The sequence below is a fragment of the Microbacterium sp. AG1240 genome (genome assembly GCF_003635115.1).
GTDB lineage: Bacteria > Actinomycetota > Actinomycetes > Actinomycetales > Microbacteriaceae > Microbacterium.
Genome location: NZ_RBXJ01000003.1, coordinates 348,819 through 364,389, shown reverse-complemented (window position 1 = coordinate 364,389; position 15,571 = coordinate 348,819). Strand labels below are relative to the sequence as shown.

The following is a 15,571-nucleotide window of genomic DNA, read 5'->3' as shown; positions in this document are numbered from 1 at the left end:
GATGCGCGCGGCGAGACCCCGACATAAGGCCCGGGTCTCGTCGCGCGGAAGCGGTCTCGCGGTCTCCCGGGGGCGGCAGAAACGCCCCGATAGGGTGAAACGATGAGTGCCACCATCGTCGCGGCCGGAGTCCGTCGCTCGTTCGGCGACGTGCCCGCCGTGCGGGACGTCAGTCTGCGGGCCGAGGCGGGGCGCGTCACCGGCCTCGTCGGACCCAACGGATCGGGCAAGACGACGCTGATGCTGATGCTCTCGTCACTGCTGGCGCCGGATGCGGGCGAGATCAGCGTCGGCGGATTCGATCCCGTCACCGAACCCCACGAAGTGCGGCGGCTGCTCGGCTGGATGCCCGACGCGCTCGGCGCCTGGGGCTCGCTCTCGGCCCGCGAGACGCTCGTGGTGACCGGCCGTCTCTACGACGCCACGCGCGAGGCCGCGCACGAGCGTGCCGAAGAGCTGCTGCAGCTCGTCGACCTCGCCTCCCTCGCCGAGGCCCCCGCGAGAGTGCTCTCCCGCGGACAGAAGCAACGCCTCGGGCTCGCCCGCGCCCTGGTGCACGACCCGCAGGCCCTCCTCCTCGACGAACCCGCCTCCGGACTCGACCCCGAGGCCCGTGTGGCTCTGCGCGTGCTGCTGCGCCGGTTCGCCGACGAGGGGCGGGCCGTCCTCGTCTCCAGCCACGTGCTCTCCGAGCTCGAGGAGGTCGTCGACGACGCGGTCTTCCTCCTCGACGGCGCGACGGTCGCACCCGACCGCGTCGCCGCCGCCACCCACCGCCGTCGCGCGTGGCGCGTGCGTCTCGCGAACACGGCGGCCGCCGCATCCGTCGAGCCCATCGCCTCGGCCCTGCGCCTGGAGGCGTGGACCCTCACGGCCGAACGTCTCGGCGTGATGGTGCCGGTCGGATCCGACGACGACGCCGCGGCGGCGCTGCGCGCGCTCGTCGAAGCGGGTCTCCCCGTCGTGGAGTTCGCGCCGGCGACCGGAACCCTCGAACACACCCTGCTCGACCTCCGCGACGGGAGCCTGACGTGAACGCCGCCCGCATCGGGGTCATCGCCCGACTCGAACTGACGCAGCGCGTGCGCAGCGCCGCCTGGTACGTGCTGCTCGGCGTCTTCGCCGTGCTCCTCGTGGCGGTCACGGCCCTGTCGTTCGGGGCGGCGGGGACCACATCCGGCGACACCGCGGGCGCGACGGTGTTCTCGATCGTCGTCTACTTCGTGCTGCTGCTGGTCGTGCTGGTCTCACCGACCCTGAGCGGCAACGCGATCAACGGCGACCGGGATGCGGCGACGCTCGCCCCCGTGCAGGTCACCCTCGCCACGACCGGCGACATCCTCGTCGGCAAGCTGCTCGCGGCCTGGGTGACGGGCCTGGCGTTCCTCGCGGTCGCGCTTCCGTTCCTCGTGATCGCCACCGTCTCGGGCGGGGTGTCGATCTCCGTGCTGCTCGTCTCGCTCCTGGTGCTCGTCGTCGAGGTCGGCGTCGTCGCCGCGATCGGCGTCGGGCTCAGCGGCATCCTGGCCCGCCCCCTGTTCTCGGTGGCCGTGACCTACCTGACGGTCGCCGCCCTCGTGCTGGGCACGCCGATCGCCTTCGGGCTCGCCACCGCCGCCAGCTCCACCACCGTCGAGTCGCGATCGCGGAGCCTCGAGCCCGTCTATCCGACGGACGTGCCGACGGTCGCGCCGGAGTGCATGACGGCCGCCCCCGGGCAGACCGAACCGCTGCCCCAGTGCACCGGCGGCTCGGGATTCATCGAGCCGCAGTACGTGTGCGGCGAGTGGACGACGAGCGAGTACCGCACCACGCGCAGCGACCATGTGTGGTGGCTGCTGGCGGCGAACCCGTTCATCGTGCTCGCCGACGCCACGCCGTCGCAGTTCGTCGACGGCTACCCCCGCGATCTCTTCGGAACGATCAAGGTCTTCATCCGCTCGGCCCAGCTGTCGCCCGAGGCCGCGTCGGAATACGACGGGTGCGCCGTGCAGAACTCGACCGACGGCTCCATCACGTCCGAGGACCGCATCGAGGGCACCACGCCGAGCTGGTTCGTCGGACTGGCGGTGCAGCTCGCCCTCGCCGCGCTGCTGCTGTGGCGCGCCGCGGTGCGCACCCGCACCCCCGCGAAGCGCATGCCCCCGGGCACCCGCATCGCGTGACCCCCGCGCGCAGCATCCGCCTGACCGCGAGACCGCTTCCCCGCGGCGAGACCCCGACATGAAGCCCGGGTCTCGTCGGCCGGAAGCGGTTTCGCGGTCAGCGGGCGGGGGCACACGACCCGGGGACGGATGCTTCGGCATAGCCTGGAGCGATGAGCTCTCCTGACGGCGCGATCCTGGCCGCCGGTTTCGACCCGGTCGCCGTCCGCGGCGACTTCCCGATCCTCACGCGCGACATCGACGGCGCGCCGCTCGTGTACCTCGACTCGGCCGCGACGAGCCAGAAACCCCGCGCGGTCACCGACGCGGAGGTCGCCTTCCTCACCGGCGCGAACGCGGCCGTGCACCGCGGCGCGCACACCCTCGCCGCCGAAGCCACCGAGCTGTTCGAAGACGCCCGCGAGACGGTCGCGGCGTTCGTGGGCGCGAGCGCCGAGCAGCTCGTGTGGACGAGCGGCGCGACGGCGGGCATCAACCTCGTCGCCTACGCGATCGGAAACGCGTCGATCGGACGCGGCGGGCCGGAGGCGGCGAGATTCGCCCTCGTCCCCGGTGACGAGATCGTCGTCACCGAGTCGGAGCACCACGCCAACCTCATCCCGTGGCAGGAGCTGGCCGCCCGCACCGGTGCGATCCTGCGCCACATCCCCGTGCTCGACGACGGCCGGCTCGACCTCGAGGCCGCCGCATCCGTCATCGGCGAGCGCACGCGCGTGGTCGCCTTCTCCCACGTCTCCAACGTGCTCGGCATCGTGAACCCCGTCGCCGAGCTGGTGGGCCTCGCCCGCGCCGCGGGGGCGTTGAGCGTGCTCGATGCGTGCCAGTCGGCGCCGCACCTGCCGCTCGACCTGCCGTCGCTCGGGGTCGACCTCGCCGTGTTCTCGGGCCACAAGATGCTCGCCCCGTACGGCATCGGCGCGCTCTACGGACGCACCGACGTGCTCAAGGCCCTGCCGCCGTTCCTCACCGGCGGGTCGATGATCACGACCGTGACACTCGACCGCGCCGAGTACCTGCCGCCGCCGCAGCGGTTCGAGGCCGGCACGCAGCCCGTGTCGCAGGCCATCGCCCTCGCCGCCGCCGCGCGCTACCTCGGCACACTCGACATGACCGCCGTCCACGCGCACGAGACGGCCCTGGAGCAGCGGATGCTGCGCGGACTCCGCGAGATCCCCGGCATCCGTCTGCTGGGCGATGCCGACGGTGTCGAACGCGTCGCGCTGTGGGCGTTCGACGTCGCCGGCGTGCACGCGCACGACGTCGGCCAGTTCCTCGACGCGCGCGGTGTGGCCGTGCGCGTCGGCCACCACTGCGCGCAGCCGCTGCACCGACGATTCGGGATCACCGCGTCGGTGCGCGCGAGCGCCGCCCTCTACAACACGGAGGACGAGATCGACGTGTTCCTCGATGCGCTCTCGGGCGTGCGCCCCTTCTTCGGAGCCGACGCGTGAGCGGGCTGGAGTCGCTCTACCAGGAGCTCATCCTCGACCATGCCAAGAACCGGCGCGGCTTCGGCCTGGCCGGGTCCGACGCGGACGCGACGAGCCACCAGCGCAACCCGATCTGCGGAGACGAGATCACCGTGCGCGTGCGCATGGAGGGCGACCGCGTCGTCTCCCTCACGTGGGAGGGCGCGGGGTGCTCGATCTCGCAGGCGTCGGCCTCGATGCTCGCCGAGCTCGCCGCCGAGGGTCTCGATCGCGCGGGCGCCGAGCGCCTGATCGAGGGCTTCCGCGAGGCCATGCGCTCGAAGGGCACCCTCGAACTCGACGAGGACGAGTTCGGTGACGCCACCGCTCTGTCGGGGGTGTCGAAGTACACCGCCCGGGTCAAGTGCGCGATGCTCTCGTGGGTCGCATTCGAAGACGCCCTGCGTCGCTCCTGAGCGGGACCACCCCGCCGCGTCGTCCGCCGGTGGCACACCGCGCCCCGCGCTGACGGTCGCCCGTGCGCTCGAGGATCACAGCAGAAGCCGCGCGCCCCACTCGGGTTTGCAGCACTCGATCGCGTCGATGAACGCGGCGATCTCGGGCGAACCCCACTCGGCGGGCTGCGGGACGGCGAGCGGCGGCTGGTGCTCGGAGTCCGCCCACACGCTGAGGATCGGCTTACCCGCCTCGCGCGCACGATGCAACTCCCACGCCTGCCCCTCCGACGCCGGGGTGTGCCGGCTCACGAGCGCGATCACCGCGTCGCACCCTTCGATGCGGTGACGCGCCCGACGCACCCAGGTGCGGTCGTCCGGGCGCTTGACCGCCAGGTCGACGAAGACGAAGGGATCGCGCGTGCGGAACGACTGCGCGCGGAAGGATGCTTCGCGTTGCTCGTCCTCGACGGCGAACGACACGAAGATCACCTTCGATTCGACGGCTACGGCTCCGGTGCTGCGACGCACAGCCGACCGGACGGGGGACTCGATGCTCGTCGCACTCATCTCAGACCGTTCGGTCTTTCGTGCGGCGGCGGAGCACGATTGCCCCCACGACGCCTCCGACGAGGAGTACCCCCGCGCCGAGTCCGACGATTCCGACGCCGAGCGCGGAGGATGTGTCATCGTCTGCCGCTGCGGAGGTGGTCTGAGCGCTGATCGGCTCGTCCAGCTCGGCCACGGTGAAGACCGCGGTCGTCTCCGCGACGTCGGGGGTGGTCGTGCGTACCGTGACCGTCCATCGCCCCTCGCCGAGGAAGGGCTGCTCACTCACCCAGCGCCCCTGCCCCTCCGACGACGAGACGAGCGAGACCGGCCCGGCCGTGCGCCCGTCGTCGGCCTTCGCCGTCACGAGCGGGTCGATGATCTCGTCGACCATGTGCCCGTCCCGGGTGTACTGGGCATAGAGCGATACGCCTCCGATGCCGTCGGGACCGATGGTCAGCTGGATCGGCCCACCGTGCGCGTTCGCGGCACCGGGGGCCACGAGGACGAAAGCGGCGGCCAGCAGGAAGGCGAGGGCCGCACCGAAGGGGCGAAGGACAGTCTTCGTCATGGTGTCATCTTCTCTCGTGATCGACGGGGAAGCCGAGACCCGCGGGAAGCCCCGGACGCAGAGCGCCCGGGGCTTCCCGCGGTGGGGGGTCAGTCCTGCGCTCCGCGGCGGCGGCGCGTGACCAGGTAGACCAGGGCTCCCAGCAGCAGCAGGCCCGCTCCGAAGGGGAGCTGCAGCTGCCAGGCGTCCGAACCGGTCGCCGGGAGACTTCCGCCGCCCGTACCACCACCGCTGCCCGTGCCCGTGCCCGAACCGGTACCGGTGCCGGGGTTCGTGCCGGGGTCGGTGCCGGGGTTCGTGCCAGGGTCGGTGCCGGGGCCCGTGCCGGGGTCGGTGCCGCCTCCACCGGGTGCCGCCGTGACCGTGAGCTCACCGCTGCGGGCCACCTCGACGCCGTCGATGCGGAGGGCGATGTGGTGCACGCCGGGGTCGACGCCGGCGGGGATGGTGACGTTCACCGAGAACGTGCCGCCGGCGTTCGTCTGCACGGTCGCCAACCGCAGCGGGTCGGAGAGGATCCAGATCTCCACCGCGGTGTCGGCGGGCAGATGCGCACCGGTGACAGAGACCTGTCCGCCCACGGCGACCCCTGTGGGGTTCACCACGACCGACGGGTCGGGCTGCGGCTCGGGATCGACGATGACCTCGGCGACCTCGGCCGCCTGGCCGGCACCGACGTTGCCCGCCACGTCGACCGCTCGGAACGCGACCGTGGCGGCAGCGGTACCGGGGACGACGATCGGCTCGGCGTACGAGACCCACGCGCCGTCGGCGCTCAAGCGGTACTCGATCCGGTCGATGCCGCTCGTCGCGTCCGTCGCCGTGAGGGTGACGGTGCGCGTCGCGACCTCGGCCGACGCGGTCGGCACGACCGTGTCGATGCGGATGATCCGCTGCTCGGTCACCGACACGTTCTCGCCGTCGGTGGCACGGATCCACAGCGTGGTCGTGCCCTCGGCGTCGATCACGAGCGACTCGCCCAGGGCGGTGAACGTCTCGCCGTCGGTGGAGTACTCCACCGAGACCGGCTCTTCACCGGTGGTCGTGCCCGTCGCACTGACGTCCACCTCGTCGACGTACCACCCGTTCTCGCCGTTGGGCTGCGACGGGTCGAGCGTGACCTCGAGCCCGATGACCGGGGTCTCGTCCGAGACTGCCGGCACCTCGACGCTGATGGCCTCCGACGTGTTGCCGGCCTCGTCGGTGGCGCGATGCCAGACCGTCTGAGCCTCGTCGGTGAGGGACACGACCGACTCGTACGCGGTCCACTCCCCCTCGCCGATGCGGTACTCGATCGACTCCACACCGCTCGTGGCGTCCGTCGCCGCGAGGGTCAGCGTCCGCGGGCTGGCGACGACGTCGACGACCGCCGTGCTCACCGGTGCGAGCGCATCGATCTTGAACGACACCTCGTCGGTGATCGGCTCCTGGTTCGGCGCCGACGCTCGGAACTGCACCGTGTGCTCACCGTCTCCGGTCACCCGCACGGCCGAGGTGTACTCGACCCAGCCGGCCCCGTCGACGTTGATCTCGCGGTAGACCGCGCTCTCGCCGCCACCGGTCGTGGTGACCGTCACGTCGACAGCATCCGTGTACCACCCGTTCTCGCCCGTCGGCTCCGCCGGGTCGAGAGCCGCGCTCACCGAGATCGGCTCGGCGGCGGTGTCGATCACCCGGAAGTAGTCGAAGTGCGCGGTCTTGGAGACCTGGCCCTGTGCGGGGTTGCCCAGTGCGTAGAGACCGACCCGGCCGGCTGCCGCCGGCTGGTTCTCGAACGTCTCGGCGAAGGTGCTCCAGGTCGTGCCGTCGGCGCTGTACGACCCGGAGATGGTCGTGCCGGTCTTGGCCAGTCGGAGCCAGACGATGCCGCTCGACGGCGCCGCCGCGTTCGGCTGCGGGTTCTGCACCACGCCACCGATCTCGCTGCGGATCTCGAGGTTGCGCGGCGGGTTGTCACCCCCCGAACCGGTCGCCAGGATGTCGATCTTCACGTAGTTGTTGTCGTCGGCGCGAAGGATCAGGCCGCCCTGCTGGTATGCCCGGTCGAGGCGCGAGGCGTCGACCTTCGTCTCGACGACCCAGTCGCCGTCCGGCTGCGCCTGCGTCACGAAGTTCGGCACACCGGTGTCGGCACCGTAGATGTCGTTCGGCGTGGTGTCGATCTGCAGCTCGCCCCCCGCGACCCGGTAGCCCTCGGGCTGCGGGTTCTCGACGGTCCAGCGGCAGGCGTCGAGTGACGTGCCGTCGAACTCGTCGTCGGGCGTGGCGGCCGAGGCCGTGTCGTCCGGCGTGATGTGGAACCAGTCGAACTGGGCGTTGACCACGCTGGGCGCCGAACCGCTGTTCGCGAAGGCCGCGAGGCCGATGCGGGGGTTCGTGATACCGGCGAGCTGCTTCGTCTCGGTCATCGACGTGAAGGTCGAGCCGTCGGCGGAGTACGACGCCTGCAGGTTGCTGCCGTCGCTCGTGAACCGCACGAAGTAGGTGTCGGGGAACGCCTCGCCCAGGGGCGACGTGTTCGAGGCCGCGACCTCGTTCGGGGTTCCGTTCTCCTCGCGGATGAACTGGAACACGCGTCCGGCGGCGCTGGCGTCACGCGCCTGGAGCACCATCTTGGCGTAGTTGTCGTCATCGCCGTAGATGAGCAGACCGGCCTGCTGGTAGGTCGCCCGCGCCGGCAGCGTCACCTTGGCAGTGGCCTGCCAGGCACCCTCCGGGAGGTCCTGCAGCACGATGTTCGGCGTGTCACCACCGGCACCGTAGATGTCGGTCTTGCTCGCGGGGATCACGAGGCTGCCGTTCTCGACACGGAGGTCCTGGTTGACCCGCACGTTGCGGTTCCACCGGTCGGTGTCGAGCGCGTCACCGTCGAACCCGTCGGAGCGACCCGACAGGCAGGTCTCGCCGCCCGGCGTCGACACGGTGATCTGCACCACCTCGTCGCGGTAGGCGCCCTGCTCGTCGGTGGCGCGCACCGTCAGCAGGTAGGTGCCCGGCGTCTCGTAGATGAACTGCCTCTCACCCTCGCCCGCCACGAAACCGTCACCCGTGCCCTGGTCCCACTGCAGGGTCACCGGGCCTCCCTCGGGGTCGGTCGCCGCTGCGGTCGCGTTCACGACGAGCGGCGCTGCGCCCGATCGCGCATCGACGTTCAGCGTGACGACCGGGAGCCCGTTGCTCTCCACTCCGTCGCCGACCCAGTCGAAGTAGTTCACGTTGACGCCGCCCGAGGTGAGGACGAAGTACAGCGTGCCGGTCTCCTGGGGGAGATCGCCGAGCTCGGCGTCGAAGTACTGGTAGGTCTGCCAGGCCCCGGTCGCGGTGAAGTCGATCGTGCCGATCTCCGGCCCGGTCGGCGAGTTCCACCGCATCGAGATCGAGCCGCCCGCGTCGGGCGCGGCGAGACGGGCGCGCAGCCCGTCGATCCCGGTGAAGTTGATCGGCTCGTACGACCACCAGTCGCCCGGCTCGACGTACGACAGATTCAGTCCGCCGCCCTCGTCGCCCGTGGTCTCGGTCTGCACTCCACCGGGTCCGTCGACGTTGCCGGTGGCGGCGAAGAACTCGGCCTCGAAGTGCTTCGGGTTCAGGATGTTCGTGCCGTACCCGGTGAGGGGCACGCCTGCGGCTCCGCCGTCGTCGGTGTAGCGCACGTCGACCACCCAGAAGATGTTGGAGGTGATGCCGTGCCCGCCGTCGCGACCGGTGGGGATGCTGCCCGAGCAGCCGCTCAGCTCGCCCCAGGGGTGCTGGTGCGAGTCGTGGCCGAGGGCCGGAAGCACCTGCACCTTGGCGCAGTCGATCGGCTCCGACGCATCCGGGTCGGTGATGACGACCTCGTAGGCGACCTCGTCACCCCAGTTGAAGAATCCGCCCGACTGCGGGAAGACGATCTCCACCTTGGGCTCGGCGTTGCCGACGACCAGGTTGATGGTGGCGATCGAGGTGCGTCCGTCCTCGTCGGTCACCGTGAGGGTGGCGGTGTACTGCCCGACGCCCTCGTAGGTGTGCGCGGGGTCGGCCTCGCTCGACGTCGGCGATCCGTCGCCGAAGTCCCACTCGACGGTGAACGCCTTGCCCGCCGGGTGGCGCGTGCCCTCGGAGGAGAAGTTCACCGCGAGGGTGTCGCCCGCGCCGTTGGTGACGTCGGAGCTCGCCCGCGCCAGCGGCGAGGGGTTCGCCTGCACGTAGTCGATGCGGTAGATGCCGGAGCTGGCGTTGTCGCCGCCGAAGCCCTGGCCCCAGTCGATGACGTAAAGGGCGCCTTCCGGGCCCCACGTCATGTCCATGGCCCGGTAGAAGCCCTGAGCCGGGTCGAGGATGCCGGGGAGGACACGGTTCACATCGACGATCTCGGTGTTGCGCGCCGCATCCGTCGTGTCGGTGTTCAGCTGCATGCTGAAGACCTGACCGGCGTTCCAGTCTCCGAAGATGGCCTTGTTGTCCCAGTAGGCGGGCCACTTCACGTCGGAGTCGAGCTCGGCGTCGAACTGGTAGACGGGTCCGCCCATCGGGGCACCGCTGTAGCCCGAGCCGTTACCGATCTCCTTGAAGGGGTTGTCGGCGCCGCTAGAGCCCCAGTACTCGGGCTGGATGACGGGCGGCAGGTTCGTCAGACCGGTGTTGTTCGGGCTGTTGTTGACGAGGTTCTGCGGGTCGAACACCGCCCCCGAGACGCGGGTGCCGAAGTTGTAGTCGTTGTAGCAGGTGACACCGGCGCAGTACGGCCAGCCGTAGTTGCCGGGCTCGTCGACGATGTTCCATTCGGTCGTCGCGGCCGGGCCGCGCGACGGGTTGGCCGCGCCCGCGTCGGGGCCGTAGTCGCCCACGAGCACGTTGCCGGTGTACGGGTCGAGACCGATGCGGAACGGGTTGCGGAAGCCCATGGCGTAGACCTCGGCGCGCGTCTGCGCGGTGCCCTCGGCGAAGAGGTTGCCCTCGGGGACGGTGTAGGTGCCGTCGTCCTGCGGCGTGATGCGGATGATCTTGCCGCGGAGGTCGTTCGTGTTGCCCGCGCTGCCCTGCGCGTCGTAGTCGCTGCGACCGGAGCGCTCGTCGATCGGCGTGTAGCCGTCGGACTCGAACGGGTTGGTGTTGTCGCCGGTGGCGAGGATGAGGTTGCCGTCGAGGTCGAAGACCATGTCGCCGCCCGCGTGGCAGCAGGTGTTGCGCTGGGTCTTCACCTTCAGCAGCGCCCTCTCGGACGCCGCGTCGAAGGTCTGAGTGGCCCGGTCGTAGGTGAAGCGCGAGATGCGGTTGTGGGGGCCGTCCTCCGGGGTGACGGTCGCCGGCGACCAGTAGACGTAGAGCCAGTTGTTGGTGGCGAAGTCGGGGTCGAGCACGAGGCCGAGAAGACCGTCTTCGTTTCCGAGGGTGACCGGCAGGTTCAGCGCCGTGGTGGTCTGCTGGGTGTCGGGGTCGATGCGCTGCACGCGGCCGTTGCGCTCGGCGTAGAACACCGTGGTGTCGTCGGCCACTTCGAGGGCCATCGGGTTGCCGGTGTTCGTGTCGAGGGCGACGAGCTCGAAGCTCTCGCTCTGCGTCGCGTTGCAGTCGGCGTCTTCGACGCCCGCCGCGGTGCGGATGCCGCCGAGCAGGTGCTCGACGAAGGCTGCGTCTTCGAACGACTCGTTCGTGTGCCCGCCGCCGGTGTACCAGGCGCGGCCGCCGTCGTAGGTCTGGCACCAGGCCAGCGGGTGGTCCACGCCCATGCCGCCGCCGGTGTAGGTCGACTCGTCGAGCGACATGAGCACATGCACGTCGTCACGCGGGTTCGTGCGGAAGTCGTACCACTCGTCGTAGCGCGGCCAGACCTCGGGGAGGTGCGCGGTGGAGGGGTGCGCGTGGTCTTCGACCTTGACCTCCGCGTTCTGGGGTGCGGGGTGGCCCTGGAAGTAGGCGCCGACCAGCTCGTTGTACCAGGGCCACTCGTACTCGGTGTCGGAGGCCGCGTGCACGCCCGCGTAGCCGCCACCGGCCTGGATGTACCGCTCGAACGCCGCCTGCTGGTCGGCGTTGAGCACATCCCCGGTCGTCGACAGCCAGATGACGACGTCGTAGGAGGCGAGGTTCTCATCGGTGAACGCCGTGGCGTCTTCCGTCGTGTCGACGTCGAAGCCGTTGTCGGCTCCGAGCTTCTCGATAGACGCGATCCCGGCGGGGATGGAGTCGTGACGGAAGCCGGCCGTCTTGGAGAAGACGAGGGCGCGGAACTCGCCCGCCTCCTCGGCTGCGGCCTGAACGGGAGCGGCCGCGGCAGCCGACGGCGCGGCCGTCGCAGCAGGTGCGCTCATCAGTGCGAGGGGTATCGCGAGGGCGGCGGCCGTGAGGCTCGCCATGACGCGAGATCGGCGGTTTCGTACAGCTGTGTACAAGGGGTCATCCTCTCGAGCCGAGCCACCGTCGGTGTGGTCGGATCACCCGCGTGGGGCGGGCGCCAAGGAAGCGACGGTGCATCCGGTGGTTGCGGCAACCCTATGAGTTCCATTTGTTGTCTGTCAAGACATACTGGTCGCGCGGTCGCCCGTGACGACATCGCAGAGCACGCGCCGCCCGGCTCGGCGGCGGCGGAAGGAGGGGCGCGCGGCCTGCGCTACGAGAGGGCGCCGGCGGCGTGCTCGCGGCCGGCGACCACGGGCGCTGCCGCCGGATCGCTCAGCAGCGGGCGGAACGCGAGCTCCGCCGCCCCGATGAGGAGGTTCATGCGCCCGAGCCGTGCCCCCTCAAGACGCACCTGCTGGCCGGGCCCGGGAAGAGCCACCTCGCGCAGCATCCGTTCGAGCCTCTCGCCCCCGATCCGCCCCAGGATCTCGAGGAATCCGCCGAGCACGACGATCTCGGGGTTGAGCATGTTCACGGCCGTCCGCAACGCGACCGCGAGGGAGGAGAGCTGCGCGTCGACGAGCGCGCGCACATCGTCGCTCTGCGCGTAGGCCTCGAACAGCAGCGCCTCCAGCTCGTGCGCGCGGGCGGGCTCGAGCGAGACCGCCTCGAGCAACGCGGTGCGGGTCACCTCGGCTTCGAGGCACCCCCGCGATCCGCACCGGCACGCGGCCCCGTCGGAGCGCACCAGGGTATGTCCGATCTCCCCGCCAAAACCCCCGCGGCCCTGGATGAGACGCGATTCGGCGACGACTCCGCCGCCCACGCCACTGGCCCCGCCGTTCAGATACACGACGTTGCCGCTGCCGATCCCCGCCCCGAAGAGCACCTCGGCCACGACGCCGCAGCTCGCGTCGTTGACCGCCCAGGCCGGAACCCCGAGCGCCTCGGCGAGCATCGCCGCGATCGGCTCGTCGACCCACTCGAGATGCGGAGCGAGACGCACCGAGCCGTCGACGGCCGAGACGAGCCCCGGCACCGCGAGCGCGACGCCCAGCACCTCGTGGCGCTGCCCGAGCTCGGGCTGCATGCCCGCGACGAGGGCCCGCACCGAGTTGACGACCTCGCGGGCCGACGGGGGGCGTTCGTGATCCATGCGCACCTCGCGGAGCACACGCCCGCCCATCGCCACGATCCCGAGGGTCGTCGCGTCGAGCTCGGGATTGACCGCGATCACCACGTGACGATCCGACGTCGAGATCTCGAGGCTGGGGCGACCGATGCGCTTGGTGTCGCGCGCACCGCCGATGACGATCAGATCGCGCGCCTCGAGGTCGGCCACGATCGTCGCGATGGTCGAGCGGTTCAGCCCCATCGAGCGCGTCAGGTCGGCCCGCGATATCGAGCGGGCGGCATGGATCAGACCGAGGGCCGTGGCGAGGTTCGTGCGTCGCAGGTCATCGAGGTTCTTGCCCCTCACGGGCGCGTCGAAGAATGCCGTCATGGCCCGCGCAGCATCCATCGGCCCTACCCCTTACCGCCCCCGATCAGCGTAACCCCGGGGAGCGGATTCAGGCGTCGGCGAGCGCGCCTTCGAGGCGCACGTAGCTGCTCTCCATCCCGTCGGTCATGCCCGTGGCGAGCACCATGTCGCGCGTCTCCTTGTCGGGGTACTCGATGAGGAGCGTGAGGAGGGTCACGCCGTCCTCCTCGTAGAGCGACATGTCGTTCGTCGTCGACGGGTAGTCGGTGCCCGTCATGTGCTCGGTCGTGACCGATCGCGAGGGAGCCTCCGACAGGAGCACCTCGCCGTCGAAGCCGAAGGGCTCGCCCTCGGTGCCGTCCTCCGGCGCCCACGCGTAGCGGTAGCGGCCGCCCGCCTCCGCGCTGGGCTCGCAGACGGTCATGCGCCAGCCGTCGGGGCCGAGCAGCCATCTCTTCATCAGGTCGGGATCGTGGTGCGCCCGCCAGACCAGGTCGCGGGGCCCGTCGATCGCCCGGGTGATGCGCACGTGGGTGTCGTCGAGCAGCTCGGTCTGCGTGCCGCTCCCCCGCGCGTAGTCGCGGAGGTCGGCGACGACCCGGTCGAGCTGGCCGATCGCGAGCGTCGAGCCCTCGACCATGCCCATCGCGGTGAGCTGCTCGAGCGCCTCGGCCGACGGGAAGTACGTGACGGTGGTGACACGTGCGCCGGTCTCGGTCCCGTCGAACGCGAAGGTCATGCGCATCGACGGCATCCCTTCCGCCGCGCGCCCGTCCTCGTCGACGAACGAGTCGATCACCTCGTACCCACTGGTCGGGTCGATGCGCAGGAACTCCCACGCACCGCGCGACCTCTCGCCCCGGGGGCTCGTCATGGCGTACTGGGCGCGTCCGCCGACGGTGAAGTCGAACGTCTCGAAGGTGGCGGGCCAGCCGGGAGGGCCCCAGAAGCGCCCGAGCTGCTCGGGCTCGGTGAAGGCGCGCCACAGGCGCGCCGGCGAGGCCTTGACGTCGGCGACGAGCGTCATCGTGAGCGACTCGGGATCGGTGGTAACGGCGGTGACGGGCATGGTGTCCTCCTCAGTTCTCGTGGTCTTGCTGCTTCTCAGGCAGTCGCTCGGGCTCGGCCAGGAACGCGTCGAGCCGGTCGATGCGGGCGCGCCACAGGGCTTCGTAGCGCGTCATCAGCTCGCGGACGCGGGCGATCGTGGCCGGGTTGGCGCGCACGAGGCGCTCCCGCCCGTCGGCGCGCTTGACGATGAGCTCGGCGGCCTCGAGCACGGCCACGTGCTTCTGCACGGCGGCGAAGCTCATGTCGTAGTCGGCGGCGAGCGCCGACACCGACTGCTCGCCGCGGATGGTGCGCTGCACGATGTCGCGTCGCGTCACGTCTGCCAGCGCCCGGAAGATCCGGTCGAGCTGCGCGTTCTGGGTTTCCGTTTCTACAACCATTTGGTTGTACGTTAGCCCCGCCCGCGCGGGTCGTCAAGAGCCCTCCTCCCGTGAGACGCCAACCGGGCGACGAGACTGCGCCCGTGGACAGCAGTCTCGTGGCCACGATGACGTCTCGCGGGAGGCGACGGGGACGGGGACGGGGGCGGATGCTGCGGGCCCCGGGGGCTGGCAGGCTGTAGCGATGAGCGAAGACGACGCCCCGATCGACGTCTCCGTCGAGCACGTGCACAACGGCGACGTGGTCACGCGCGTCACCCGCATGACGACCGACAGCGGCGACGACGCCACCGCCTTCGTGCTCGTCGCCGGGATCGGGGTCGCCGCGACCTACTTCGAATTCCTCGCGCCGCTCCTGGCCCGCAAGGGTGCGGTCTACGCCCTCGACCTCCCGGGGTTCGCGGGCGTGCGACGCCCCGACGAGGCCCCCACCGCCGCGTTCTTCGCCGATCAGGTCGAGGCCGTCCTCGACCGGTTCGACCTGCGCGACCCGGTGCTGATCGGCCACTCCATGGGCACCCAGGTCGTGACCGAGGTGCTCGTGCGCCGCACGGGCCTCAGCCGCGGCGTGCTCGTCAGTCCCGTCGTCAACGAAGCCGAATCGGCCGCACTCCTCCAGGGCGTGCGCTTCGCGCAGTCGGCCGCACACGAGTCGTTCCACCTCGCGATGACGGCCCTGTCGGCCTACATCCTCTGCGGCATGGTCTACTTCCTCACCGTGCTGCCGCACATGCTCCGCTACCGCATCAGCGACCGCGTGCGTCTCGTGCGATCGCGCACCCTGCTCATCCGCGGCGAGTTCGATCGGTCATCGCCCCGTCGCTTCCATTCCCGACTCGCCGACGCCCTCCCCGACGCCTGGCGCTGGGAGATGAAGGGGGCGGCGCACTCGATCATCAACGGCCACGCCGTGGGTGTCGCCAAGCTCGTGGTCCGCCACCTCGACGACGACCTGCCGCGCCGCGGGCAGATGCCGTCGGACGAGGCCGAAGTTCCTCCCGCCCGGCACGCCGACATCCGCATGTTCGTCGCCGCCCTCGCGTCGCGCGTCGCGGAGTGGATCAGCGCGCTCCGCGGCGACGAGGGGGGCGTCGCCCGGGCGAAGTCCGAGCACGCCAAGCTGCTCTGGCGCGCGTACTCCCCGCGCGGCTAGAGCGCCGACCGGGC

At 70.9% G+C, this 15,571-nt stretch carries 11 protein-coding genes; 5 read left to right on the top strand and 6 right to left on the bottom strand.

Annotated elements, in window-relative coordinates; genetic code table 11:
* Positions 1 to 102 precede the first annotated feature (102 nt).
* The 4 genes from DEU34_RS13825 to sufU all read left to right on the top strand — a co-directional run bounded on the left by DEU34_RS13825 (position 103) and on the right by sufU (position 4,050).
* Positions 103 to 1,035 carry an ABC transporter ATP-binding protein gene (locus tag DEU34_RS13825; RefSeq protein ID WP_121151201.1) on the top strand — a complete coding sequence of 311 codons (933 nt, stop codon included), beginning with the start codon at positions 103 to 105 and terminating at the stop codon, positions 1,033 to 1,035.
* The gene (locus DEU34_RS13820; RefSeq protein WP_121151199.1) at positions 1,032 to 2,165 is read left to right on the top strand and encodes an ABC transporter permease; all 1,134 of its coding nucleotides are present in this window, start codon (positions 1,032 to 1,034) and stop codon (positions 2,163 to 2,165) included. Before DEU34_RS13825 ends, DEU34_RS13820 begins: the two co-directional genes overlap by 4 nt.
* Positions 2,166 to 2,317: 152 nt before the next feature.
* Positions 2,318 to 3,616, top strand: coding sequence for a SufS family cysteine desulfurase (locus DEU34_RS13815; protein ID WP_121151197.1), 1,299 nt, complete (start codon positions 2,318 to 2,320; stop codon positions 3,614 to 3,616).
* Entirely contained in the window at positions 3,613 to 4,050 is a 438-nt protein-coding gene (gene sufU, locus DEU34_RS13810) for a Fe-S cluster assembly sulfur transfer protein SufU (protein ID WP_121151195.1), read from the top strand. Before DEU34_RS13815 ends, sufU begins: the two co-directional genes overlap by 4 nt.
* 75 nt (positions 4,051 to 4,125) lie before the next feature.
* Here the strand turns inward: sufU and DEU34_RS13805 are convergent, their stop codons facing one another.
* The 6 genes from DEU34_RS13805 to DEU34_RS13780 all read right to left on the bottom strand — a co-directional run bounded on the left by DEU34_RS13805 (position 4,126) and on the right by DEU34_RS13780 (position 14,404).
* Positions 4,126 to 4,599: a TIR domain-containing protein gene (locus DEU34_RS13805; protein ID WP_183042493.1), complete on the bottom strand. Its 474-nt coding sequence runs from the start codon at positions 4,597 to 4,599 to the stop codon at positions 4,126 to 4,128.
* A gap of 1 nt (position 4,600) precedes the next feature.
* Positions 4,601 to 5,149, bottom strand: coding sequence for a hypothetical protein (locus tag DEU34_RS13800; protein ID WP_121151191.1), 549 nt, complete (start codon positions 5,147 to 5,149; stop codon positions 4,601 to 4,603).
* Positions 5,150 to 5,238: 89 nt separating this feature from the next.
* On the bottom strand, positions 5,239 to 11,487 hold the full coding sequence (locus DEU34_RS13795) for a ThuA domain-containing protein (protein WP_259460167.1): 6,249 nt from the start codon (positions 11,485 to 11,487) through the stop codon (positions 5,239 to 5,241).
* Positions 11,488 to 11,741: 254 nt separating this feature from the next.
* Positions 11,742 to 12,992, bottom strand: coding sequence for an ROK family transcriptional regulator (locus DEU34_RS13790; RefSeq protein ID WP_121151189.1), 1,251 nt, complete (start codon positions 12,990 to 12,992; stop codon positions 11,742 to 11,744).
* Positions 12,993 to 13,041: 49 nt separating this feature from the next.
* Positions 13,042 to 14,022 carry an SRPBCC family protein gene (locus DEU34_RS13785; protein ID WP_121151187.1) on the bottom strand — a complete coding sequence of 327 codons (981 nt, stop codon included), beginning with the start codon at positions 14,020 to 14,022 and terminating at the stop codon, positions 13,042 to 13,044.
* Positions 14,023 to 14,032: 10 nt separating this feature from the next.
* On the bottom strand, positions 14,033 to 14,404 hold the full coding sequence (locus tag DEU34_RS13780) for a helix-turn-helix transcriptional regulator (protein ID WP_121151185.1): 372 nt from the start codon (positions 14,402 to 14,404) through the stop codon (positions 14,033 to 14,035).
* A 184-nt stretch (positions 14,405 to 14,588) separates the two neighbouring features.
* Here DEU34_RS13780 and DEU34_RS13775 point away from each other — a divergent pair, with 184 nt between their 5' ends.
* Entirely contained in the window at positions 14,589 to 15,557 is a 969-nt protein-coding gene (locus tag DEU34_RS13775) for an alpha/beta fold hydrolase (protein WP_121151183.1), read from the top strand.
* The last annotated feature ends 14 nt before the right edge of the window (positions 15,558 to 15,571 follow it).

What these genes read in the sequence shown, in the direction of transcription:
- DEU34_RS13790 (WP_121151189.1), bottom strand. Translation starts at nt 12,992, where the DNA reads ATGGATGCTGCGCGGGCCATGACGGCATTCTTCGACGCGCCCGTGAGG.
- DEU34_RS13785 (WP_121151187.1), bottom strand. Translation starts at nt 14,022, where the DNA reads ATGCCCGTCACCGCCGTTACCACCGATCCCGAGTCGCTCACGATGACG.
- DEU34_RS13775 (WP_121151183.1), top strand. Translation starts at nt 14,589, where the DNA reads ATGAGCGAAGACGACGCCCCGATCGACGTCTCCGTCGAGCACGTGCAC.
- DEU34_RS13780 (WP_121151185.1), bottom strand. Translation starts at nt 14,404, where the DNA reads ATGGTTGTAGAAACGGAAACCCAGAACGCGCAGCTCGACCGGATCTTC.
- DEU34_RS13795 (WP_259460167.1), bottom strand. Translation starts at nt 11,487, where the DNA reads ATGGCGAGCCTCACGGCCGCCGCCCTCGCGATACCCCTCGCACTGATG.
- DEU34_RS13805 (WP_183042493.1), bottom strand. Translation starts at nt 4,599, where the DNA reads ATGAGTGCGACGAGCATCGAGTCCCCCGTCCGGTCGGCTGTGCGTCGC.
- DEU34_RS13800 (WP_121151191.1), bottom strand. Translation starts at nt 5,149, where the DNA reads ATGACGAAGACTGTCCTTCGCCCCTTCGGTGCGGCCCTCGCCTTCCTG.
- DEU34_RS13815 (WP_121151197.1), top strand. Translation starts at nt 2,318, where the DNA reads ATGAGCTCTCCTGACGGCGCGATCCTGGCCGCCGGTTTCGACCCGGTC.
- DEU34_RS13825 (WP_121151201.1), top strand. Translation starts at nt 103, where the DNA reads ATGAGTGCCACCATCGTCGCGGCCGGAGTCCGTCGCTCGTTCGGCGAC.